The sequence below is a fragment of the Pyxidicoccus sp. MSG2 genome (assembly GCF_026626705.1).
Classification (GTDB): domain Bacteria; phylum Myxococcota; class Myxococcia; order Myxococcales; family Myxococcaceae; genus Myxococcus.
This window is the reverse complement of sequence record NZ_JAPNKC010000001.1, coordinates 12,983,069-13,006,124: the sequence shown is the minus strand read 5'-3', so window position 1 is coordinate 13,006,124 and position 23,056 is coordinate 12,983,069. Positions and strand designations below refer to the sequence as shown.

Sequence of the window (23,056 nt, the reverse complement as noted above, 5' to 3'; positions counted from 1 at the left end):
GGGCCTCACCTCAGGTGGCGCTGCATCCAGTTGAGCAACCGGTACATCAGGCCCGGGTTGGTGCTCACCGACTGCGTCGGGTCCGGGCTGGCGGCGCCCTTCGTGCCGGTGTTGTTGAGGACGGTGTTGGTGATGCGGGACACCTCCTGCCCCACGATGAAGTCCTTCGAGCTCGTGCCGGTGTCGCGGTGGTACACGGTGACGCCGCCGAAGTTGGCGTAGCTGGTGGCGCCCAACTGCGTGGCGGGCGAGACCGCCGACACGTCGCCAAGGTCCATGGAGTACGTGGCGCCCGAGCTTCGCCCGCTGAGCGACATGGGGTCATTCACCGGGCCGGTCGCCGTCTGGAAGAAGGCGGTGCGGCCCGCCACCGTAATCGTGCCGTGCAGATGCGAGCCCGCGGTGAACGTCACCGGGAAGGGCGCAGGCTCCTGGAGGAGCCCCTCCAGCCGCGCCGAGCTCAGCGCGTTGTTCTGTGGCCAGGCCGTCCCATCGAGGTGCAGGCCGTCCGCGCGCACCGGCTTGCGGTAGCGCTCGTCGAGCAGCAGCACGTGCAGCCTGCCGGGCACCGTGCCGCTCACCCAGTCCGCCCCCGCCGTGCCCACCAGCGCCACCAGCGTGCCGCCATACGACGCCAGCGCCCCGGTGGGGGTCTGGGGCAGGCGCGCCACCGAGACGTTGGTGGTGAGCGGCTGGGGCTCGCCGGCGGTGGAGCGCGTGTCGAACGCGGCGAGCGCGCAGGGCGTGGAGCGGGGGCAGCCCGGCACGTCGCGGAGCACGTTGGCGTTCATGCCGGAGCCGGCGTCCAGCTCCCAGAGGCGCCCCTCCATGTCGCCCACCAGCAGCCGGGACACGCCTTCCCGGCCGGGGAGCACCGACACGACGGGCGGCACGGTGTTGTCCGCCCAGGCCTGCGTGTAGGGCTGCTCCCACTGCCAGAGCTTCTGCCCGGTGGCCACGTCGATGGAGAAGACCTCCAGGCCTCGCGACACGCCATTCTCGCCCGACGCGTTGGTGGCGGCGAACACCGCGTACACGGGCTCCAGCCCGCGCCGGAGCTGCCCGATGGACAGGCCGCTCGCGCCGCCCAGGTCCGAGTAGTCATAGAGGCCGGAAGGCAGGCGTCCGGGGTCCGTCGCGGGGCGCTCCAGGAAGAGCGCGTCCGGCTGGCGCCACTTCGCGGAGACGTCCGTGCCTCCGATGGATGTGTCGGCCCGCGCCACCACCGAGTACGGGGGATGGCCACCGGCCCGGGCCACGCTGCCCACCAGGTGCCACAGCAGCACCGGCTTCAGCGGGTGGGTGATGTCCATCGCGAAGAGGTCCCTCCCGGCGGGGCCCACCGATGCCACCAGCACGGTGCGCCACTCGCGCAGGCCGTTGCCGGTGAAGTCGGCGAAGACGTCCTGCACCACCGGCGTCGAGTCCACCCGCGCGCTGTTGCTCTTGAGCCATGGCAACTGCGTGGCAGGCAGGAAGGACCACAGCTCCGTGCCAGGCTGCGGCAGGCTGGAGTTGCTCGCGAAGCGCTGCGCCCAGTCGACGGAGAACTTCGTGGAGGCGCCGGTGTTGTGGGAGGTGCGCCCGCCCCGCGGCCCGGTGTAGCCCGCGCCGCCGGAGACGTAGAGGGCATGGAGCTGGCCGTCGAATCCGCCCACGTACGCCACCGTGGGGCGCGGGGCGCCGTTGTCCTGGATGTTGGGGCTGGGCGGGATGACGGCGGGGCTCGAGTGCACCAGTCCGCCCAGGTGGGCGCGGTTGTCCGCGTCCGCGTTGTTGCACTGCAGGTCGGAGGGCTCGAGGATGGGAGCGCCACTGCCGTCCAGCCGCGTGGTGGTGGCGAAGCAGTGGCCGCGCACGCGCTGGAGCATCTGCTGCAAGGCGGGCAGGTCCGTCAGCAGCCGGGCCAGGTTGTTGGCGAGCTCGCTGACACCGAAGTCACTGCCGGGGTTGAGCGCGGTGTACTGCATGGCCTCCTGCAGATCACAGACGCCGTCGGCGCCCTCCACCAGGTCGAACCGGTAGGTGCCGTCGCGTGCCAGCCCGCGCCCCATCTTCAGCACGTCCACGCAGCCGGGGTTGGGCGCGACGAGGAAGTTCCCGTTGAGCGTGGTGCCGGCGACCTTCTCCGGCACCCAGCCCACCTGGAGGACGTCGTTGCGCACGCGGGCTGCCGGCCCCAGCGGTGCGGGAGACACGAAGCGGCCGCCGAAGTAGGTGAAGAGGTTGCGCTGGGCCGGCAGGGGCATGCGCTCGTCGGCGTCCCACAGGGTGGCGGCGTCCAGGGCGCTGGCGCCCGCGGCCAGCGCGGTGCCGCCGATGAGCGAGTGGGTCCGCAGGTGCCCCGGGACGTAGGGGAACACCCACTGCGAGCCCATGGCGTGGACATAGAGGTCCACACCCGGCGGGTAGCCCGTCACCGCCTCGAAGGTGGGGGCCAGCACCAGCGCGCGGGTGCCGTTGGTGTCCGTGCCGTTCGGGTCGTCGTACGCCACCGGCGCCGACAGCGCGCGCTCCTGGCCCACCGGGTCCGCGCCCAGGTTCATCAGCGTGTTGAGGACGATGCGGTTGCCCGGAACCGTGTCGGTGTAGCTGTGGCCGGCGAGGTAGACGATGGTGGCCTTGTTGGTGTCGTTGTCCTTGAGGCGCAGTGTGAAGAAGTCCCAGTTGTTGTCGTTGTGGGCGCTGGCGTTCGCCGGGAAGTCCCCGCTCTGGTAGTTGCGCCAGGACACCGCCAGCCGCTTCAGGCCGGGCTGGTAGGTGGAAACAGGGGACGGGTTGGGCCGGTAGTTGTGCACGTGCCCGCCGGTGCTGTTGTAGCGGAAGTCACCCAGTTGCGAAAACGGGTCCGCTGGGTTCGGGTAGATGACGCACTGGGGTCGGGGCGTCGGCAGCGCCAGGTAGTCCGGGTCCGTGCAGTTGCGGCCGTCCCAGTCGTTGCCGCTGGACAGTCCGTTGGTGTCGATGTTGCGGGTGTAGTGGAAGGCCGTGGCCGGGGTGGCCTGGGCCACTCGCAGGGCGCCGCCCTCGTAGGAGCCCTCGTAGCTCTCCAGGCTGGCGCACTCGGCGAACAGGCCGGTGCCCTTGCGGTTGGCATAGTAGGCGATGTTGTTCAGCGCGTTGGCCTTCTGGTTCGCAGAGCCATCCCCGTTGGCGACGTACTGCGAGAAGGAGGAATCGTTGGACACCCAGTGCGGTGCCCAGAAGACGCGGTAGAGCGGCCGCCCGCGCGCATCCGCGGTGTTGAGGAGGCCGTGGGGGTGCGCGGCCGTGCTGATGAGGTCCGCGTTGGCGTGGAAGCGGTCGTAGATTTTTCCCGGCTGGCCGCCGTTGGTGCCGCAGCCGGAGAAGGTCCCCGCCGGGCACCCCGCGGCGCCGGTGAAGTTGAGCCCCGCATTGGTGAGGTAGTCGTCGAGGATGCCCGCGGAGACGCCCGTGCCCATGTCCAGCAGGGCAATCTTGGGCGGCAGCTTGTTGATGCGCTTGGACACCGGCGCGGTGAACTGGACGGTGGCCTGGTGCATCTGCACGAAGCGGCAGCCGGCGGTGGGGAAGGTGTTGCAGGTGCAGCTGTTCCTGTACTGGGAGATGGCCGGGTCCGTGGCGCTGCGCAGGAAGCCGAGCACGTTCGGCGCGTCCGCCGCGTCGATGACGAACGGCCCGCCCATGTACTGGATGGTGGTGAAGCGCGGCGTCACCGTGTCATTGAGCGTGATGCTGTTGAAGGCCGGCCGTACGTTGGCCGCACTGGTGGTGTAGTTGGGGAGATTGCCTGTCGGATACATGCCGCCCGCTCCGGGCGCGACGGCGGCATTGACGGGCACTACAGGCTGCTGGGTGTCGTTGCGGATGACGAGGTCGCAGCCGTCGTTCCACCGTGGGTCGTTCCAGCTCCCGTTGTTGGGGCTGGGCGACGTGTGCCGGTTGGTGGGGACACAGCGGTTGGGCGAGCTCTTCGAGTTGTTGATGACCCAGTAGACGGTGACGGGGTGGCTCTCGTTGTAGCCGCCCGGCTCGTTGGACTGGAGGAGGCGCCACACCAGCCCGTACGCGGAGATGCTGCCACAGCCCGTCTGGAAGGAGGCCTGCTCGGGGATGATGAGCGAGCCGCGGCTGAACGTGACGATGTCACTCTGGGCGCTCGCCTCGCCCGCGAAGAGCCACAGGCCCGCGAACAGCAAGAGTCGCGTCAGCTCTCTGGGACTCGGAATCGACCAACGCGAGCGCATTCCACTCTCCTGGCTTTGCGAAGGTGCCCGGGGAGGGGAGGGGCCCGGCGGACCTTTGGTGGGCCAAGGAAGACCCCCCAACCGCGAAAATGGCCACATGACGACATGTCGAATCGCGCGACCCGGAGGGGCGAAACCCTCGAAACCCTCCGCTGGCATGTGCGCCATCGTTCTGACGTCCCCCACCACGTGGGTGGTGGGTTCGCCAGCCGCGGCTACCTGCTTCAGCCTTGATGCGCATCAGCCGCTCGAAGAGGGAGAGGTCGAGCGCCTCCCCGCGTTACACGGCGATGGCGACCGCGCCACTGTCGCCTCCCTGCGACATGAGCGTGGTGATGAACTGATTGGTGAAGAGGGCGATCCCGATGCCGATGATGGAAACCCTGAGCGTGGCGTTCACGTGGGTGATCTTCCCCGTGGTCTTCTCCGTGGTGCGCCCCGTCTTCTGTACCTGCTGGCCGATGGCTGGCGCCAGGGTGGAGTCCGCGCTCGCGAAGCGCACATCGAGCAGGGCGAGCACCGTGTCGATGGGCGAATAGAAGCTGAGGGTGACGCCGTCACCGCCCCACAGCAGGCCGACCGCGGGGTTGTTCTTGCCAGGCCCCGGCACACCGTTGAGAGGCGTGTTGTCGATGCTGGAGGCGTCCAGTGGGCTGGCCACCGCCGCGTCCACCGTGTTCGTGCCCTGGGCCTGGGGGATGAGGGGGATGAACCTCGACAGCTTTGCGATGGTGTTGCTCGGTGCCACGCCACCGTCATAGGGCGCTGGTAGGACGATGGGCGAACCCAGAGGCGCCTGGTTGTTGTTGGCGAGCACGTGGCTGTTCGACAGGATGAGCGGAGCACCGCTCTTGTTGTCATAGACCACCGCGCCGAAGGTGCCGGCGGTGACGCTGACCTCGCCGATGCTGGTGCCGGGCCTCGCCGGAAGGGCGCTGGAGACGTTCGCGTGTTGGTAGAACGGACCGCTCGCCTCGACGATGTCGGTGGGAACCTCGTTGCCGGAGATCAGCAGCTTCGAGGGTAGCAGGGCGCTCGAGGGCAGCGCGCCGCGCCCCAGCTTGCGCGCGACGAAGATGGTCACCGCGAGGTCTCCGGTGTCTTTTCCGCCGGAGAGCTTCTTGCCGACCGCAACACCCATCACGTTGGGGTCCTGCAGCAGGTTGTTGGCGTTGAGGCGGACAGCGTGGATCGCGAGGTGAATCGGCGTGCTGGACGGCGAGGCCATGGAGTTTCTCCTTCAACGGCGACCATACCTCCAATGACGAGCGAGCCAGGGCACCCTCGTCCAACTCGTGGAGTCCTACCCGTGGTTGCCATCGGCGATCTCCTCGGCGCCGGGAAGAACTGAAGCCGCGCGCGTTGGAGGGAGGCAGGTCCCAATCACATCCGTCCCAGGAAGCGCCATGCTCAGGAAGTCCTCCGCCCTGCGGGGCGTCACCCTCCTCTACCTGTTTCTGTCTGGCTGCGGCTCGCAGGAGGCGCCCGCCTCCGAGGCCACCGTGGCCGAGCCCTCCACGGACCGGACCGGGCGCACCACGGCCCCGCTCACCGAGAAGGAACTGGAGCTGCGCCGCGAGCGCATCCGCGAGTTCTTCCGCGCGCGCCTCGCCCGGCTGAACATCGTGGCCACAACGAAGACGGACTCGGGACAGGTCATCGACTGGGTGCCCGCCCCGCGCGACGTGCCGGAGATGCCTCCGCCCGCCGACGAAAAGATGCCCGAGGGCACGAGGCCGCTGCCCGAGACGCCGGGGCCCGAGGACAAGGACGCGCCCGTGCAGACGGAGCTCCAGCTCCAGCCGTGGGCGCAAGGCCCTGAGGGCACCGTGCCCGTCGTCCGCTTCGACGTGGAGAACTACCTGCGCCTGGAGACCGAGCCCCCCGAGAACCCGGAGGACGTCTTCGAGCGCCTCCCCGAGCCTTCCCCCGCCTCGAATGACCGCTACTACGGCAACTGGAACAAGACGGGCGGCCCCTTCTTCGGCAGCGCGGCCATCGTCAACCTCTGGGACACCTCCGGGCCCGTGGACAATGAGACGTCCATCGCGCAGGTCGCCGTCATGCGGGGCAGTCCCATTCAGGCCATCGAGGTGGGAAAGATCGAGCTCGAGTCCCTCAATGGTGACAAGCAGCCCCACCTCTTCACCTACTTCCGGACCAACGGCTCCGAGGACGGAGACTGGGAGGGGGGCTACAACCAGTTGTGCGACGGCTGGCGGCAGGTCAGCACCAAGATCGTGCCCGGCGCGAAGCTCATCGGCATGAGCGCCCAGGGGAAGGCACAGTACGTCATGGACATCGAGGTGCGCCTGCACCAGGGCAACTGGTGGGTGCGGGTCCTGGGCGAGTGGATCGGCTACTACCCACGCTGCAAGGACAACGACACGACCTCCACCTGCAAGAACGAGGGCTTCCTCTTCTCGACGCAGGGCATCCGGAACAACGCCGACAAGCTCACCTGGTACGGCGAGGTCTACGACTCCTCCGCGCCCGAGGCCACGGCGACGCAGATGGGCAGCGGCCGCTTCGCGTCCGAGGGCTGGAGCCATGCCGCCTACTTCCGAAACCTCACCTACTTCTGGGCCCCGACCACCTACTGGTGGTGGGACGCCAGCACCAAGCCGGTCGCCACCGATGCCAGGTGCTACTCCGTGAGCGAGCCCACCTTCAGCAGCACCTCGCGCACGAAGAACCGGTTCTTCTACGGCGGACCTGGCAAGGCGGCCGAGGGCTGCCGCTGAGCGAAGACAACCCGCGGGGGAAGCCAGCGCACAGACGACGTTCGCGAACAGCCATGGCGTGACCACCGCCGGCTATATCCGATGGGGCCCCAACTGAGGGCAGGGGCCCGTTGGGTTGCTCGGAGAGATTTGAGCTACCGCGCGCAGGCCGCCACGTCTCGGGCGACGAATCCGGGTCGATGGCGCCGCGGGTGGGCCTGGAGCAGCAGCGGCCGGAGTTTTCGCCGCTGCTCGCCCAGGACGCCACCTGGCCAGACGCCGGGCGCCGGGCGGGACGCCTGCGTGAGGCGGGGCCGCCCCACGAGGGGGCGCACCCGCTCCGGCCTCTTCGTGCTCGTTACTGCACGCGCAGCGTGTACGAGCCGCCGTTGCGGCGGAGCTCCGCGTTCATGTCGTCGCGGAACCGGCGCAACGTCGCCGCATCACCGACGATGCCGATGCAGCCCGCGGTGCCGGTCGCGCCACCGTCCGGGTGGATGCGCAGCGCCTCACGGTCGCGACCCGCGCGAGAGTCATAGAACTTGTCGGAGCCCGGGCGGCGAGGATCCTCGAGCCGGAAGCTGAAGCCGACGCCATCCCGCGTGAAGCCCGCGTCGGAGCGGCTGTTGCGATGCGCCGTCACCCGGAACTCGCCCTGCGGAACCGAGAAGAGACTGCGCGAGCCGGAGTTGAACTGGTACGTGTTGCCGTTCACCGTGACGGTGCCGGTGGCCATGCCCTTGCCGGCGGGATAGTTGTTGAGCCGCGCGGTGCCATTGACGCCGGTGCCGGTGGTGGGCCGGTTGGGGGTGGTGCCGGTGGTGCCGGTGGTGGGCCGGCCGCCGCCGGTGGTCGTCGGACGCTGGCCCGGAGCGCTGCTCGCCTCGAGCGCCGCCCGGGTCCGCGGCCCCACGATGCCGTCCACCTTCAGGCCGTGCTCCTGCTGGAACCGGCGCACCGCCGCCTCGGTCTTCGGGCCGAACTTGTTGTCGATGGGGCCCGGGTTGACGCCGGCCGCCTTGAGCTGCCGCTGGAGCGAGCCGACCTGCGGGCTCTCCGCGCCCTGCTTCAAGCTGGCCACGCGCGTGGAGGGGGTCGTCGTCCGGTTCCGCTCGGGGGCGGGACGGTCCGGGTTGATCTCGGGCCGGTTCTCCGTGCCGCCGGTCGGCGCGCCACCGAAGTGCGGCGCCAGCGCCTGCGCGCGGGCCCACACGTCGCTGGAGTAGTCGTCGCCGGTGGTGCCCCGGTCCATCCCCTCGATGGTCCGCACGTTGCCGGCGCCCACGTTGTAGGCGGCCACCGCGCCGCGCAGCTGCTGCTCGGGGGTCCAGTTGGGGTGGTCGCGCTTCACCTGGTTGAGCTTGTCCCGGAGGATTCCAGCGCCCTGCGCGATGTTCTCGCGGCTGCGGGGACCGCCGACGCCCGCCGCGGTGCGCCGGTCCACCTGCATCAGGCCGTAGCCATTGCCGTTGTCGCCGCGCCCGTTGGCGTCCAGCGCCTGGCCACCGCGGCTCTCGCGGCTGATGATCGCGGCCAGCAAAGCCGGCGGGAAGCCGTACTCCTGCGCCACCGATTCAATGTCCGCCTTGTACTGCTGCAGCCGCGGCAGGTCGGTCATCGCCATCTGGCGCGAGGCGGCAGGGCCTCCCTGCCGGATGCCGTCCTGGCGCGCGGTCCGGTCCGAGGCGCCCGTCGGGTTGTAGCGGCCCAGGATGGCATTGGGGTCCGTCCGGCTCGTCCCCTCGAACGAGCTCACCCCGGAGGTGCCCACCCGGTTGTTCGTCGGAGTGGTGCCCCGCCCGGACGACGTCGAGGTCGGCGCGACAAGCGCGCTCGTCCGCGGCGGAGTGGAGACGCGAGTCGTGGAGCGGCTGGTCGAGTCAATGGCCATGTCGGTTCCTTCGGATCAGAGCGACGCTCTCGAACGGGGGGCGCACGCCAAGCGGGGATTTCCCATTGTCGGGAGAGGTGCGCACCGAGTTGCCGATAAAGTCTTCAGGACCGGGGTCTGGACAGAAAAACGCCCTGCTTCCAAGGCCTTGGGAAGCAGGGCGATGACCCGACAGGAATCGAACCTGAGGCCTGCGGTCTACTCCCGGAGGAGCGCCGCGAGCTGCTCCGCCACGGACACGAGGTTCGGCGTCTCGAGCATCGTGAAGTGGTCTCCGGGCACCTCGAGCACCCGTGGCTCCGTGGACAGCCAGGTGCTCCAGCCGAGGTCCCCCGCACTGTCGGCCGCCTTGAGGAGCACGGCACGGCCGGCGTAGGGGGCCGGGACGTAGGTCCGCTGGGCCTCGCTGAGTTGCTGGAAGACGCGGAAGAGGCGCTCGGTCTCATCCAGGTCCAGCTCGGGCGCGGCCTCGGGCAGGTGCTGGAGCTGCTCCAGCAGCCAGGCCAGCCGCTCCCGGCCCTCGAGCTGCTCCAGCTTCGCCGTGTCCAACCGCAGGGACTGCCAGGGCAGGTCGAGGAGCCGGCCGAAGGTGGCCAGCTCGTTCAGGGCTCCGGGCTTCGGCCCGATGCGCGGCCCGGGAGCGTGGGTGTCGAGCATCACCAGCAGCTCCACCGTGTCGCCCTCCGCCTGGAACCGGCGGGCCAGCTCGTAGGCCACGAGCCCGCCGAAGGACCAGCCTCCCAGCAGGTACGGGCCCCGGGGCTGCACTGCGCGAAGCTGGGGGAGGTAGTGCTCGGCCAGCGCCTCGACGGACGCGGGCGGCGGCGCGCCACCGTCCAGTCCGGGTGCTCGGAGGGCGTAGACGGCCCGGTCCGCGGGGAGCAGGCGGGCCAGGCTGGCGTAGGCGTCCACGCCGCCGCCACCGCCATGGATGAGGAACAGCGGTCGGCCACGCTCCTGTCCCGCCTTGAGGGGCACCAGGTTGGAGGCTGACGCGGTGGGCTCCGGTTGGGCGTCGTCCAGGGCACGGGCCAGGGCCGCGAGGGTGGGGTGCGCGAAGAGGGTGGCCAGCGGCACGCGCCGGTGCAGCTCCCGCTGGAGCCGGGAGACCAGTCGCGCGGCCATGAGGGAGTGGCCCCCCAGCGCGAAGAAGTCGTCCTCGGCGCCCACGCGCGGCAGACCCAGCACCTCGGCCCACAGCGCGGCGAGCGTTTCCTCCATGGGCGTGCGGGGTGCGACGTACTGGCTCGCGGGGGCCAGGTCCGGCGCGGGCAGGGCCTTGCGGTCCACCTTGCCGTGGATGTTGAGGGGCAGGGCCTCCAGGGTGACGAAGGCGGAGGGCACCATGTACTCGGGCAGCTTCTTCAGGAGTGTGGCGCGCAGCGAGGCCGGTTCCACGCGCCTCGCCTCGTCCGTGACGACGTAGGCCACCAGCCGCTTGTTTCCGGGCACGTCCTCGCGTGCCAGCACCACGGCACGGCGGACCTCCGGCACCTCTTCCAGCGCGGCCTCGATTTCACCCAGCTCAATGCGCAGGCCGCGCAGCTTCACCTGGAAGTCGATGCGGCCCAGGAACTCCAGCTCCCCGTTGGCCAGCCAGCGCACCTTGTCGCCGGTGCGGTACAGGCGCGCTCCAGGCTCCGAGGAAAAGGGATTGGGGACGAACTTCTCGGCGGTCAGCTCCGGGCGGCCCAGGTAGCCGCGCGCCAGGCCCGCACCGCCCATGCACAGCTCGCCGGGCACGCCCACGGGCACCGGCCTCAGCCGCTCGTCCAGCACGTACGCCTGCATGTTGGCCAGCGGCCGTCCCAGCGTGGGCCGGCGCGTGTCGGCGGTAATGGGCCGCGCGGCGGCGTTGCAGGTGTACTCGGTGGGCCCGTAGACGTTGAAGGGGATGAGGTTGGGGTGCGTGGCCAGCCTCGTCCAGAGCGCCTCATCTATCGCCTCGCCACCGGGCAGCACGCGCACGAGCCGCGAGTCGCCCAGGCCCTCGTCCAGCAGCAGCCGCAGGTGCGAGGGCGAGCAGTCCAGCAGGTCCACCTGGTGCTTCTCCAGCCAGGCCTTCATCAGCGCCACGTCCTCGCGCGCCGCCTGCGGCACCACGCACAGGGCGTAGCCGTCCGCCAGCTGCACCAATTGCTGGACGGAGGAGTCGAAGGCCAGCGGCGCATTCAGGCTGGCGCGCAGCGGGCCCTCGGCGCGCGCGTGCACGATGAAGTCGATGGCCGCACGCATGTTCATGATGGAGGCGTGCTGCACCATGACGCCCTTGGGCCGGCCGGTGGAGCCCGAGGTGTAGATGACGTAGGCCAGGTGTTGCGGGGCGCTCACGTGGGGTGGGTTGGCCTCGGACTCGCGGGCGAGCGCTTCAGCCATGTGGGGGCTGTCGAGGAAGAGCGGCTCCACGCCGGAGCCCTCGAGCAGGCCGGCCAGGTGCTGCTGGGTGAGGACGAGCGGGGCGCCGCAGTCCTGGAGCATGAAGCTCAGGCGCTCGCGCGGGTAGGCCGGGTCCATGGGGACGTAGGCGGCGCCGGCCTTGAGGATGCCCAGCACGGCGACCACCATGTCCACGCCACGCTCCAGGCACAGGCCGACGCGCACCTCGGGTCCGGCGCCGCGCCGGCGCAGGGCATGGGCGAGCCGGTTGGCGCGGCGGTTGAACTCGGCGAAGGACAGTTGGGTGGAGTCGTCGAGGACGGCCAGGGCGTCAGGAGTCCGCGCGGCCTGGGCCTCGATGCACTCGTGGAGGGTGCCCACCCAGGGCACCTCGCGGCGCGTGTCGTTCCAGTCCACCAGGATGCGCTTCAGCTCGTCGGCCCCCATCAGCGGCAGGGCGTCCAGGCGGGTCTCCGGAGCGCGGACCGCGGCCTGGAGCAGGGTGTGCAGGTGTTCGACCATGCGGGCCACGGTGGGCTGCTCGAACAGGTCGGTGCGGTAGGCCAGGGAGCCGGAGAAGCCGTCGGGCGTCTCGGTGAGCGAGAGGGTGAGGTCGAACTTCACCGAGTCCAGCCCGGACTCGACGGGAGCCAGGCGCAGCGGCGGAAGGCCCGCCGTGCTCGCCCCCAGCTCCAGTGTCTGCACGGGCGTGTTCTGCAGCACGAGCATGACCTGGAAGAGGGGCGAGTGGCTGAGGCTGCGCGCAGGCTGCAGCTCCTCGACGAGCTTCTCGAAGGGCACGTCCTGATGCTCGTAGGCGCCCAGGGTGGTGGAGCGCACCTGGGCGAGCAGCTCGCGGAAGGTGGCCTGGGGTGAAACACGCGAGCGCAGGACGAGGGTATTGACGAAGAAGCCGATAAGGCCCTCCGTCTCCGCGCGGGTGCGGCCCGCGATGGGCGCGCCGACGCTGACGTCGTCCTGCCCCGAGTAGCGCGCCAGCAGCACCTGCCACGCCGCCAGCAGCGCCATGAAGGGGGTGACGCCCTCGCGCTGGCAGAGCGCCAGCAGTGCGTCCTTCAGCGCCCCGGGCAGATGCACCGGAAGGTGGGCCCCGCGGAAGGACAGGACGGCGGGACGGGGCTTGTCGCCAGGCAGCTCCAGCACGGGGGCCGCTCCGGAGAGCTGCTGTCTCCAGAAGCCGAGCTGGCGCTGGAGCACCTCGCCCTGCAGCCAGCCGCGCTGCCACTGCGCGAAGTCGGCGTACTGCACCGGCAGCGGCGGCAGCTCCGCCTCCCGGCCGGTGGTCCGGGCCAGGTACAGCGCGGCCAGCTCGCGGACGAGCACGCCCAGGGACCAGCCGTCGGAGACGATGTGGTGCATCGTCGCCAGCAGCACGTGCTCCTGCTCCCCGAGCCGGAGCAGCGTGACGCGGAAGAGGGGACCGGTGACCAGGTCGAAGGGGCGCAGCGCCTCCTCGTGGGCCAGCCGCCGGGCCTCGTCCTCGCGCTCGGCGGCGGGCTGCGCCTCCAGGTCCACCACGGGCAAGCGGAGGTCCGAGGGCGGGTGGATGCGCTGGACGGGCTCGCCGTCGTGGACGGCGAAGGTGGTGCGAAGGGACTCGTGTCGCCCGACGAGCGAGGCGAAGGACTTCTCCAGCGCGCCCACATCCACCGGCCCGCGCATCCGCAGCGCGGTGGGAAGGTTGTACGCGGCACTGCCGGGCTCGAGCTGGTCGATGAACCAGAGGCGCTGCTGGGCGAAGGACAGCGGCAGCGGCCCGTGACGCGGCGCCGGGATGAGCGCCGGCGCTGCCTCGTGGCTTGAGGCTCCCGGCGCCCTGAGGCGCTCGGCGAGGGATTCAACGGTGGGCGTCTCGAAGAGGGCGCGCAGGGGCAGCTCCACGCCCAGGGTGGACCGCACGCGGGAGACGAGCTGGGTCGCCAGCAGGGAGTGGCCCCCCTGCTCGAAGAAGTCGTCCGTGATGCCGACCCGCTCCACGCGCAGCACCCGCGCGAAGAGGCCCGCCAGCAGCTCCTCGGTGGGCGTGCGCGAGGCGACGTAGCCCGCCTGCGGGCCGGACCGCACGGACTCCGGCACGGGGAGGAGCTTGCGGTCGACCTTGCCGTTGGGATTGAGCGGGAAGGCGTCCAGCGGCACGAAGGCCGCGGGCACCATGAAGTCGGGCACGTGCTGGCGCAGGTGGCGGCGCAGCGCGTCCACTTCAATCGTCTGGCCCTCGGCGGGGGTGACATACGCGACGAGGCGCTTGTCACCGCCGGGCTCATCCTGACGCGCCATCACCACCGCGCCCTTGACGGTGGGGTGGCCGCGCAGGACGGATTCGATTTCGCCCAGCTCAATGCGGAAGCCGCGAATCTTCACCTGGAAGTCGATGCGGCCCAGGAAGTCGAGCTCGCCGTCGGCCCTCCAGCGCACCAGGTCGCCCACGCGGTACATGCGCGCGCCGGGCGTGGGGCTGAACGGGTCCGGCACGAAGCGCTCGGCAGTGAGGTCCGGCCGGCCGAGGTAGCCGCGCGCGAGGCCCGCGCCCGCGAGGTACAGCTCGCCCGGCACGCCAACGGGTTGGAGCTGCATGCCAGGCGTGAGGATGTAGCCGGAGGTCTGCGGCAGCGGCACGCCGATGGTGGGCTCGCCGGGGCCTTCGGGGACGCGTGCGTACGTGGAGTAGGTGGTGTCCTCGGTGGGGCCGTAGAAGTTGTAGACGTGCTGGACGGTGCCGGTGGCGTAGATGGCACGCACCAGCGTGCCGGGCAGGGCTTCACCCGCGAGGTTGACGGTGGCGGCGGTGGGCGGAATGGCGCCCAGGCGCAGCAATTCCGCGGCGGCGGAGGGCACCGTGTTGACGAGCGTCACCTCGGCAGCGGCGGGCAGCGAGGCCAGTGCCAGCGCGTTGTCGGCCAGCAGCACCGTGCCGCCGCACGAGAGCGGCGCGAAGATCTCGAAGACCGAGATGTCGAAGCAGATGGACGTCGCGGCCAGGGTGCCGGCGAACTGCTCGCGCGTGAAGGTGCGCAGCGACCAGTCGAGGAAGGCGGTGGAGCTGCCGTGGGAGATGGCCACGCCCTTGGGCCGGCCCGTCGAGCCGGACGTGTAGATGATGTGCGAGAGGTTGTCCGGCACGGCGTGGCAGACCGGGGCGGACGTGGGCAGCTCGGCGAAGGACGCGGGCAGCGCGTCGAGGCAGACGGTGCGCAGGCCCTGGGTGTCGAGCTGAAGTGACGCGAGCAGGGCCTGGTGCGACAGGAGGAGCTGCGCGCCGGAGTCGGAGAGCATGGAGTCGAGACGTCCGCGCGGGTAGGCCGGGTCCAGGGGGACGTAGGTGCCACCGGCCTTGAGGACGGCAAGCAGGGCGACGACGAGGTCCGCGGTGCGCTCCATGCAGATGGCGACGCGCACCTCGGGGCCGACGCCCAACGACTGGAGATGGTGCGCGAGGCGGTTGGCGCGCGCATCGAGCTGCGAGTACGTGAAGCGCTCGGTGCCCACGACCAGCGCCGTGGCATCCGGCGTGCGGGCCACCTGCGCCGAGACGAGGTGGGGGATGACGGAGCGCTGGAGGATGGTGCGCGTGTCGTTGAGTTCCTCCAGCAACTGGTGGCGCTCCGCGGCCGTGAGCAGGGAGACGGTCTCGAGGGGCTGCTCGGGCCGGTCCAGCAGGCCTTGCAGCAGCACGCGGAAGTGCTCCGCCATGCGCCCGGCCGTGGCGGCCGTGAAGAGCCCGGTGTTGTAGCGCAGGCTGCCCCGGAAGCCTTCCGGTGAGTCCGTGAGGATGAGCTCCAGTTCGAACTTGATGGTGGGGTTCTCCACGTCCAACGGACGCAGCGCCAGTCCCGTGCCCTGGGCCGAGGACGCCGGTGCGTTCTGCAGCGCGAAGAGCACCTGGAAGAGCGGACTGCGGCTCAGGTCGCGGGTGGACTGGAGCTCTTCCACCAGCCGCTCGAAGGGCACGTCCTGGTGGGCAAAGGCGCCCAGCGAGGTCTCCTTCACCTGGCGCAGCAGGTGGAGGAAGGACGTGCCGTGCTCCACGTGCGCGCGCAGCACCAACGTGTTGACGAAGAAGCCGATGAGGCCTTCCAGCTCTTCGCGCTGGCGGCCCGCGATGGGCGAGCCGACGGAGATGTCCTCCTGGCTCGAGTAGCGGGACAGCAGCACCTGGAACGCCGCGAGCAAGGCCATGAAGGGCGTGGCGCCCTCCTGCTGGCAGAGTGCCTTGAGCTTCTCGGACGCGGAGCGCGACAGGGCCACGGGCACGTGCGAGCCATGGAGGGTCTGCACGGGCGGGCGGGGCTTGTCGGTGGGGAGCTCCAAGGTCGTGAGGCCCGAGAGCTGCTGCTTCCAATACCCGAGTTGCTCGTCGAGCACCGCCCCCTGGAGCCACTGGCGCTGCCACTGCGCGAAGTCGGCGTACTGCACGGGCAGCGGCGGCAGCTTCGCCTCCTGGCCGATGGCCCGGGCCGAGTACAGCGCGGCCAGCTCGCGCACGAGCACGCCCAGGGACCAGCCGTCGGAGACGATGTGGTGCATCGTCACCCGCAGCACGTGCTCCTCTGGCGCCAGGCGCAGCAGCGAGGCCCGGAGCAGCGGGCCGGTGGTGAGGTCGAAGGGCCGCAGCGCCTCTTCCGTGCCCAGGCGGCGGGCCTCGGCCTCGCGGGCCTCGGTGGACAGGGCGCCCAGGTCCATGACGGGCAGCGAGAAGCCGGGGCTCGGGTGGATGTGCTGCACCGGCTCGCCGTCCTCCACCGCGAAGGTGGTGCGCAGCACCTCGTGGCGCTCGATGAGCGCGCGGAAGGCGTGCTCCAGGGCCGCCACGTCCAGCGCTCCCTCCAGGCGCAGGGCCACGGGCATGTTGTAGGTGGCGCTCTCGGGCTCCAACTGGTCGATGAACCACAGCCGCTGCTGGGCGAACGACAGCGGCAGCCCACCCGTGCGGTGCACGCGCACCAGGGGCGGAGCCACGGGCGCCTGCTCACCCCGGAGGGCGTCGATGTGCCGGGCCAGCTCCGAGAGGGTGGGTGCCTCGAAGAGGGTGCGCAGGGGCACCTCGACTCCGAAGGCCGCGCGGATGCGGGTGACGAGCTGGGTGGCCAGCAGGGAGTGGCCGCCCAGGGCGAAGAAGCTGTCATCCCGGCCCACGCGCTCCACGCGCAGCAGGTTGCGCCAGAGGGTGGCCAGCTCCTGCTCCGCCGGCGTGGCGGGCGGGTGGAAGGAACGTTCATTCCACGAGGCCTCGGGCGCGGGCAGGGCCTTGCGGTCCACCTTGCCGTTGGGCGTCAGCGGCAGGGCCTCCAGCACCACGAAGGCCGAGGGCAGCATGTAGTCCGGCAGCTGCTGGGCCAGCCAGGTGCGCAGGGCCCGGGTCTCCAACCCGGAGCCACCGGCCTCCTCGGAAGAGGGGACGACATAGGCGATGAGCCGCGGCTCGGTGGCCCCGTCCGCGCGCACCAGCGCCAGGGCGTCGGAGACGTATGGGTGGGAGCGAAGGGCGGCTTCGATTTCGCCTGGCTCGATGCGGAAGCCGCGCAGCTTCACCTGGAAGTCGGCGCGGCCCAGGTAGTCGAGCGTGCCGTCGGCCAGCCAGCGCACCCTGTCGCCGGTGCGGTACATGCGCGCGCCGGGCTCGGTGCTGAAGGCATCGGGCAGGAAGCGCTCCGCGGTCAGCTCCGGGCGGCGCAGGTAGCCGCGCGCCACGCCGGCTCCGCCGATGAAGAGCTCTCCGGGCACGCCTGGAGGCACCGGGCGCAGGCGCGCATCCAGCACGTAGACGCGCACGTTGGCCAGCGGACCACCAATGGTGGGCTGGGTACCGGGCCGCGGGCGGAAGGTGGTGGCGTCGACGGTGGTCTCGGTGGGGCCGTAGACGTTGAAGGTCTGGGTGCGCTCGGAGCTGGCGAGCTGCTCCCAGGTGGCTTCGTCGATGGCCTCGCCCCCGGGCACCAGCAAGCCGGGCACGTGGGCCCCTTCCAGCAGGCCCTCCTGCAGCAGCAGCCGCAGCAACGAAGGGGTGCAGTCGAGTGCCTGGATGCGGTGCCGGGCCAGCCATTCCACCAGGGCGTGCGCGTCCCTGCGCAGGTCTTCGGGGACGATGTGCAGGCAGTGGCCGTCGAGTAGCTGGATGAGCTGCTTGATGGAGGCGTCGAAGGCCAACGGCGCATTGAGGGTGACACTCGAGCCCGGGGGCAGGCCGGCGTAGACCGTCTGCCGCAAGGCGCGGTGGAGGTTGAGCACCGAGCGGTGCTCGACCATGACGCCCTTGGGGCGGCCGGTGCTGCCGGAGGTATAGATGACGTAGGCGAGGCTTCCGGCCGTCGCGCTGGAGTCAGGAGACGACGGAGGCTGGCGCGCGAGCAGGGCCGCGTCGGCGTCGAGCAGCACGAGGCGCTCCCCGCGAGAGGGAAGCCTGCCCGCCAGGGACTCCAGGGTGATGACGACAGGCGCGGCCGAGTCGGCCAGCATGAAGCCCAGGCGCTCGGCGGGGGAGGCCGGGTCCAGAGGGACGAAGGCGCCGCCGGCCTTGAGGACGCCGAAGAGCGCGACGACCTGCTCGACGGAGCGCTCCAGCAGGAACGGGACGAGGGTGTCCGGGCCGACGCCCAGCGAGCGCAGGAGGTGCGCCAGTTGGTTGGCGCGTGCGTCCAGCTGGCGGTAGGTGAGCGAGTCGTCGCCGAAGCGAACGGCCACGGCGTCCGGAGTGACGCGGGCCTGGGCCTCGAAGAGGTGGTGGATGCAGCTGTCCTGTGGGAAGGGCGCGGGCTGGCCATTCCACTCCACCAGCACGCGCTGGCGCTCGGCCTCCGACAGGAGGGAGACGTCGCCCAGCCGGCCGCCGGAGCGCGACACCAGCGCCTCCAGCGCCAGGGCCCAGTGCTCCAGCAGCCCTTCCACGCGCGGTGCTTCGAAGCGTCCCGCCAGATACTTCAGGCTCAGCCCCAGACGCGGGCCGGGCGCGACCACGGCCACCAGCGGCAGGTCCGGCTGCTCACGCACCAGGACGTCCCGGATGCCCAGCTCGGCGCCGGCCGAGTTCACCGCGGCGTCGACGGGGTAGTTCTCGAAGATGAAGAGGGACTGGAACAGCGGAGTGCCGCGAGGCACGGCGCTCCAGCCCTGGATGCGCACCAGCGCGGAGTGCTCGTGCTGGCGCTGCTCCGCCTGCCGCGCGTGCAGTCCCCTGAGCCACGCGAGGACGCCCAGGTCCTCGTCCACGCGCACGCGCACGGGCAGCGTGTTGATGAACAGGCCCACGGCCTGCTCGATGCCGGGCACCGCCGCGGAGCGGCCGGAGCTCGTCACTCCGAAGAGGACCTCGTCCTCGCCCGTGTGTCGCGACAACGCCAGGGCCCAGGCGGCCTGCACCACGTCATTGGGGGTGAGCTGGTGATGGCGGGCGAAGGCCTGGAGCGCGGAGGTGGCCTCGGCGGAGAGCAGCGTGTGCCGCGCCTCGCGGGAGGGCGCCGCACCGGAGCTCGCGGAGCGCAGACCTGGCAGGGGCGTGGGGGCGGTGAAGCCGCGCAGCGCCTCGCGCCAGTACGCCTCGGTGCGCTCCTCGGGCTGCTGCCCCAACCACGCGATGTAGTCGCGGAAGGAGCGCGACGGGCTCCGGGGCGGCGTCCGGCCCGCGCGCAGCTCGCCGTAGGCGGTGAAAAGCGCCTGGAAGAGCAGCCCCAGGCTCCAGCCGTCCAGCAGCAGGTGGTGGTGGCTCCAGAGGGCGCGCCAGGTGTGCTCGCCCAGGCGCACCACCGTCATGCGCATCAGCGGAGGCCGGCGCAGGTCGAACCCGCGCACCCGGTCCTCGCTCATCAGGGCGTCGAAGCGTGCCCGCTGTCCGGCCTCGGGCAGGTCCCTCCAGTCATGCTCCTCCCAGGGCAGGGCGACGCCTGGGTGGACGTGCTGCAGCGGGTCCTCCAGGCCGTCCCAGACGAAGGAGGTGCGCAGCAGCGGGTGGCGCTCCACCGCGGCCTCGCACGCGCGCCGGAAGGCGGCCAGGTCCACGGTGCCACCGAAGGTCCAGGCGAGCTGCGAGACGTAGACGCCCGAGCCGGGCTCCGCCAGCGTGTGGAAGAGCAGGCCCTGCTGGAGCGGCGACAGCGGGTAGAGGTCCTCCACGGCCAGGCCCGCTGGCAGCAGCCGGTCGAGCGTGGCCTGCTCCAGCTTCGCGAGCGGGAAGTCGGACGGCGTGTAGCGGCGCGCGTCCTCGGAGGCTCGGGTGGCGATGAGTTGCCGCAGCGCTACGAGGCAGTGCGTGGCCAGCGCCTGGATGGTCTCCTCCCGGTGCAGCGCCGTGCTGTACGTCCAGCCCAGCGTCAGCCGGCCGTCGAAGACGTAGCCGGTGACTTCCAGCGCGTGGGTGCGCTCGCCCTCCGAGCTCCTCAGCGCGCCCGTGGGCCCTCCCGTGGGCGTGAAGGGCGGCGGCGTGGCACCCGGCGCCTGCGAGCCGCCGAGCTGGTCGAACTGGCCCAGGTAGTTGAAGATCACCTGCGCCCGAGGGGCGTCGCGCAGGAGGCGGGCCCCTTCGTCGCCGGACAGGTAGCGCAGCAGCCCGTAGCCCATGCCACGCCGGGGCAGCCGCCGCAGCGAGTCGCGCACGGCGCGCAGCCGGTCGCCCGGGGTGGCGGCGCCGGAGACGTCGAACACGACGGGATACAGCGAGGTGAACCAGCCCACGGTGCGTGACAGGTCCACGTCCTCGAAGAGGTCCTCGCGGCCGTGGCCCTCCAGGTCCACGCGCAGCCGGGGCTGGCCCGTCCAGTGCGTCACGCCCTCCACTACCGCGGCCAGCAGCACGTCATTGATGTGGGCGCGCCAGGCGGCGGGAGTCTCCTGTAGCAACTGGCGCGTCTCCTCCGCGTCCAGCGACACGCTCACCCCGCGGGCGGAGGCCAGCGGGTTGCCGCCGCCCGGCAGATCCATCGGCAGGGCGGGCACGTGCGCGTGAGCGGCCTGCTGCCAGTAGGGCCACTCGTGCGTCAGCGCCTCGGAGCGGGCGAAGGCCCGCAGCTTCTCCGCCCAGGCCTTGAAGGAGGTGGACTTCGGAGGCAGGGCCACCGCCTCGCCGCGCAGCACCTGCGCATAGGCGGTGGACAGGTCCTCCAGCAGGATGCGCCAGGAGACGCCGTCCACGGCGAGGTGGTGGATGGCCAGCAGCAGCCGGGGCGCGCGGGCCGGGCCGAAGTGGAAGAGGGCGGCGCGCAGCAGCAGTCCCTCGTCCAGCCGGAGGCTGGCCTGGATGCGGGTTGCCTCGGCCTCCAGCGCCTGGGCCTGGGCGGCCTCGGGCAGGGAGGACAGGTCCACCGGCTCCACGCGCACGAGCGCCTCCAGCCCGGTGAGGTGCTGGTGCGCGGTGCCGTCCGCCCCGTGCGTGAAGCGCAGGCGCAGCGAGTCGTGGTGCGCCACCAGGGCCTGGAGGGCTTTGTCCAGGGCAGGCACGTCCACCGCCCCGCGAGCGGCCAGGACGACGGCCTGGTTGTAGTGGTGGAGGTGGGCCGGCGGCTGCTCGAAGAAGGCGAGCTGGATGGGCGTCAGCGGCACCGGGCCCCGCACCAGGCCCTGCTCGGCCTGGACCTGGCCTTCACGCTTCACCACGCGCGCCAGGGCCTCCAGCGTCTGGTGCTGGAAGACGAGGTTGGCGGCCAGGTGCAGGCCCGCGCGGCGGGCGCGAGAGACGAACTGGATGGCGAGGATGGAGTCACCACCCAGCTCGAAGAAGTTGTCGTGCCGCCCGACGCGGGGCAGGCCCAGCAACTCCGCCCAGACAGTGGCCAGCGTCTGCTCTTCAGGCGTGCGAGGCGCGTCGAAGTTCCCGTCGTCGCGCGGCCGCGCCTCCGGGGCGGGCAGGGCCTTGCGGTCCAGCTTGCCGTTGGGCGACAGGGGCAGCGCCTCCAACGCCACGAAGGCCGAGGGCACCATGTGCTCCGGCAGCCGACCCGTCAGCGCCTCGCGCAGCGCGGAGCCGTCCAGCGTGGCGCCCTCGCCCGGCACCACATAGGCCACCAGCCGCTTGTGGCCCGGAAGGTCCTCGCGTGCCACCACCGCCGCCTGGCGCACGTCCGGGTGTGCGGCCAGCGCCGCCTCGATTTCACCCAGCTCAATCCGGAAGCCGCGCACCTTCACCTGGAAGTCGAGCCGGCCCAGGTAGTCCACCGTGCCGTCGGGCAGCCAGCGGGCCAGGTCGCCGGTGCGGTACATGCGCGCGCCCGGCTCGGGGGAGAACGGGTCCGGCACGAAGCGCTCCGCCGTCAGCGCGGGCCGCTGGAGGTAGCCGCGGCCCACCTGGACGCCGGCGATGTACAGCTCGCCCGGCACTCCCACCGGAACTGGCGACAGGTGCGCGTCCAGCAGGTGGATGCGCGTGTTGGCCACCGGCCGGCCGATGGGCACCGAGGCGCGGCGGTCGTCCCCCCGGCACTCCCAGAAGGTGACGTCCACGGCCGCCTCGGTGGGGCCATAGAGGTTGTGCAGCCCGGCGCCCGGCAGCCGCGCCAGGCAGTGCCGCGCCAGGTCCGCTGGCAGCGCCTCACCGCTGCAGACGATGCGCCGCACGGACGCGCACGCGGTCTCCAGTCCGGGCTCCTGGAGGAAGGCCTGGAGCATGGAGGGGACGAAGTGCAGCGTGGTGACGCGACAGTCCTGGATGAGGCGCGCCAGGTAGGCCGGGTCCTGGTGCCCGCCGGGACGGGCCACCACCAGCTGCGCACCCGTCAGCAGCGGCCAGAAGAACTCCCAGACCGACACGTCGAAGCTGAAGGGCGTCTTCTGCAGCACCGTGTCGGCCGCGGTGAGCCCGTACTCCTGCTGCATCCACAGCAGGCGGTTGACGATGCCCGTGTGCGCGTTCATCGCCCCCTTGGGGCGGCCCGTGCTGCCGGAGGTGAAGATGACGTAGGCCAGGGCCTCGGGGCCGGCCAGCGGCACGGGGGTGGACGAGGGCTGGCGGGCCACCGTGTCCCAGTCCCTGTCCAGGCACAGCACGTGGGCGGAGTGGGGCGGCAGCACCCCGAGCAGGTGCTGCTGGGTCAGCAGCACCGGGGCGGCCGCGTCCTCGAGCATCCACCCCAGCCGCTCGCGCGGATAGGCCGGGTCCAGCGGCACGTACGCGGCGCCCGCCTTGAGCACGCCAAGGAGCGCCACCACCAGCTCCTGCGAGCGCTCCAGGCACACGCCCACCAGCACCTCGGGGCCGGCCCCCAGCGTGCGCAGCTGGTGCGCCAGTTGGTTGGCACGGGCATCCAGCTGGGCATAGGTGAGGGCGTCGTCGCCGAAGCGAAGGGCCAGGGCATCGGGCGTACGCCGGGCCTGGGCCTCGAAGAGGTGGTGGATGCAGGCGTCTTCCGGGAAGGACGTGGGCTGACCCTGCCACTCCACGAGCACGCGCTGGCGCTCGGCCGCGTCCATCAATGGCAGCGCGGAGAGAGGCTGCTCCGGATGGGCGGCCATGCCCTCCATCAGCGTGAGCAGGTGGCCGGCCATGCGCGTCACGGTCGATGCGTCGAACAGGTCCGTGGCGTACACGAGCTCGCCCCGGAAGCCATCGGGTGTCTCCTCCAGGGCGAGGCTCAGGTCGAACTTGGCCAGGGCTGCTTCCGGAGCCAGCGGTCGCAGGCGCAGCCCCGGCAGCTCCAGCGGGCCCATGGGGGTGTTCTGGAGGGCGAAGCTGACCTGGAACAGGGGCGAGTGGCCCAGGCTGCGCTGGGGCCGGAGCTCGTCGACGAGCTTGTCGAAGGGAAGGTCCTGGTGCTCGTAGGCGGCCAGGGTGGTCGCGCGCACATGGGCCAGCAGCGAGAGGAAGGAGTCTTCGGGCCTGAGCTGCGTGCGCAGGACGA

General features: G+C 71.4%; 5 protein-coding genes (1 of these 5 only partly in view). 1 reads left to right on the top strand and 4 read right to left on the bottom strand.

Annotation, left to right across the window (positions count from 1 at the left end; translation table 11 throughout):
* Window positions 1-5: 5 nt before the first annotated feature.
* Both OV427_RS49120 and OV427_RS49115 read right to left on the bottom strand, forming a co-directional pair.
* Window positions 6-4,229 (bottom strand): hypothetical protein, encoded by a 4,224-nt coding sequence (locus tag OV427_RS49120; RefSeq protein WP_267863184.1) that lies wholly within the window; start codon window positions 4,227-4,229, stop codon window positions 6-8.
* Between the two features lie 280 nt (window positions 4,230-4,509).
* Entirely contained in the window at window positions 4,510-5,457 is a 948-nt protein-coding gene (locus tag OV427_RS49115; RefSeq protein WP_267863183.1) for a hypothetical protein, read from the bottom strand.
* A gap of 178 nt (window positions 5,458-5,635) precedes the next feature.
* On the opposite strand from OV427_RS49115, the gene OV427_RS49110 reads away from it, so the two are divergent.
* The gene (locus OV427_RS49110) at window positions 5,636-6,973 is read left to right on the top strand and encodes a neprosin family prolyl endopeptidase (RefSeq protein WP_267863182.1); all 1,338 of its coding nucleotides are present in this window, start codon (window positions 5,636-5,638) and stop codon (window positions 6,971-6,973) included.
* Window positions 6,974-7,310: 337 nt separating this feature from the next.
* On the opposite strand, the gene OV427_RS50685 is transcribed toward OV427_RS49110, so the two are convergent.
* On the bottom strand, window positions 7,311-8,843 hold the full coding sequence (locus OV427_RS50685; protein ID WP_324290043.1) for a peptidoglycan-binding protein: 1,533 nt from the start codon (window positions 8,841-8,843) through the stop codon (window positions 7,311-7,313).
* 198 nt (window positions 8,844-9,041) lie between these two features.
* Window positions 9,042-23,056, bottom strand: partial view of a non-ribosomal peptide synthetase gene (locus OV427_RS49095; protein WP_267863181.1) — the 3' portion only. The gene runs 13,720 nt beyond the window's last position; 14,015 of the gene's 27,735 nt are visible here — the last part of the coding sequence; its start codon lies off the right edge, out of view — the gene reads right to left on this strand; its stop codon occupies window positions 9,042-9,044.

Excerpts from the sequence above, each read along its gene's own strand:
- OV427_RS49120 (WP_267863184.1), bottom strand. The coding sequence starts at position 4,229 with ATGCGCTCGCGTTGGTCGATTCCGAGTCCCAGAGAGCTGACGCGACTC.
- OV427_RS49115 (WP_267863183.1), bottom strand. The coding sequence starts at position 5,457 with ATGGCCTCGCCGTCCAGCACGCCGATTCACCTCGCGATCCACGCTGTC.
- OV427_RS49110 (WP_267863182.1), top strand. The coding sequence starts at position 5,636 with ATGCTCAGGAAGTCCTCCGCCCTGCGGGGCGTCACCCTCCTCTACCTG.
- OV427_RS50685 (WP_324290043.1), bottom strand. The coding sequence starts at position 8,843 with ATGGCCATTGACTCGACCAGCCGCTCCACGACTCGCGTCTCCACTCCG.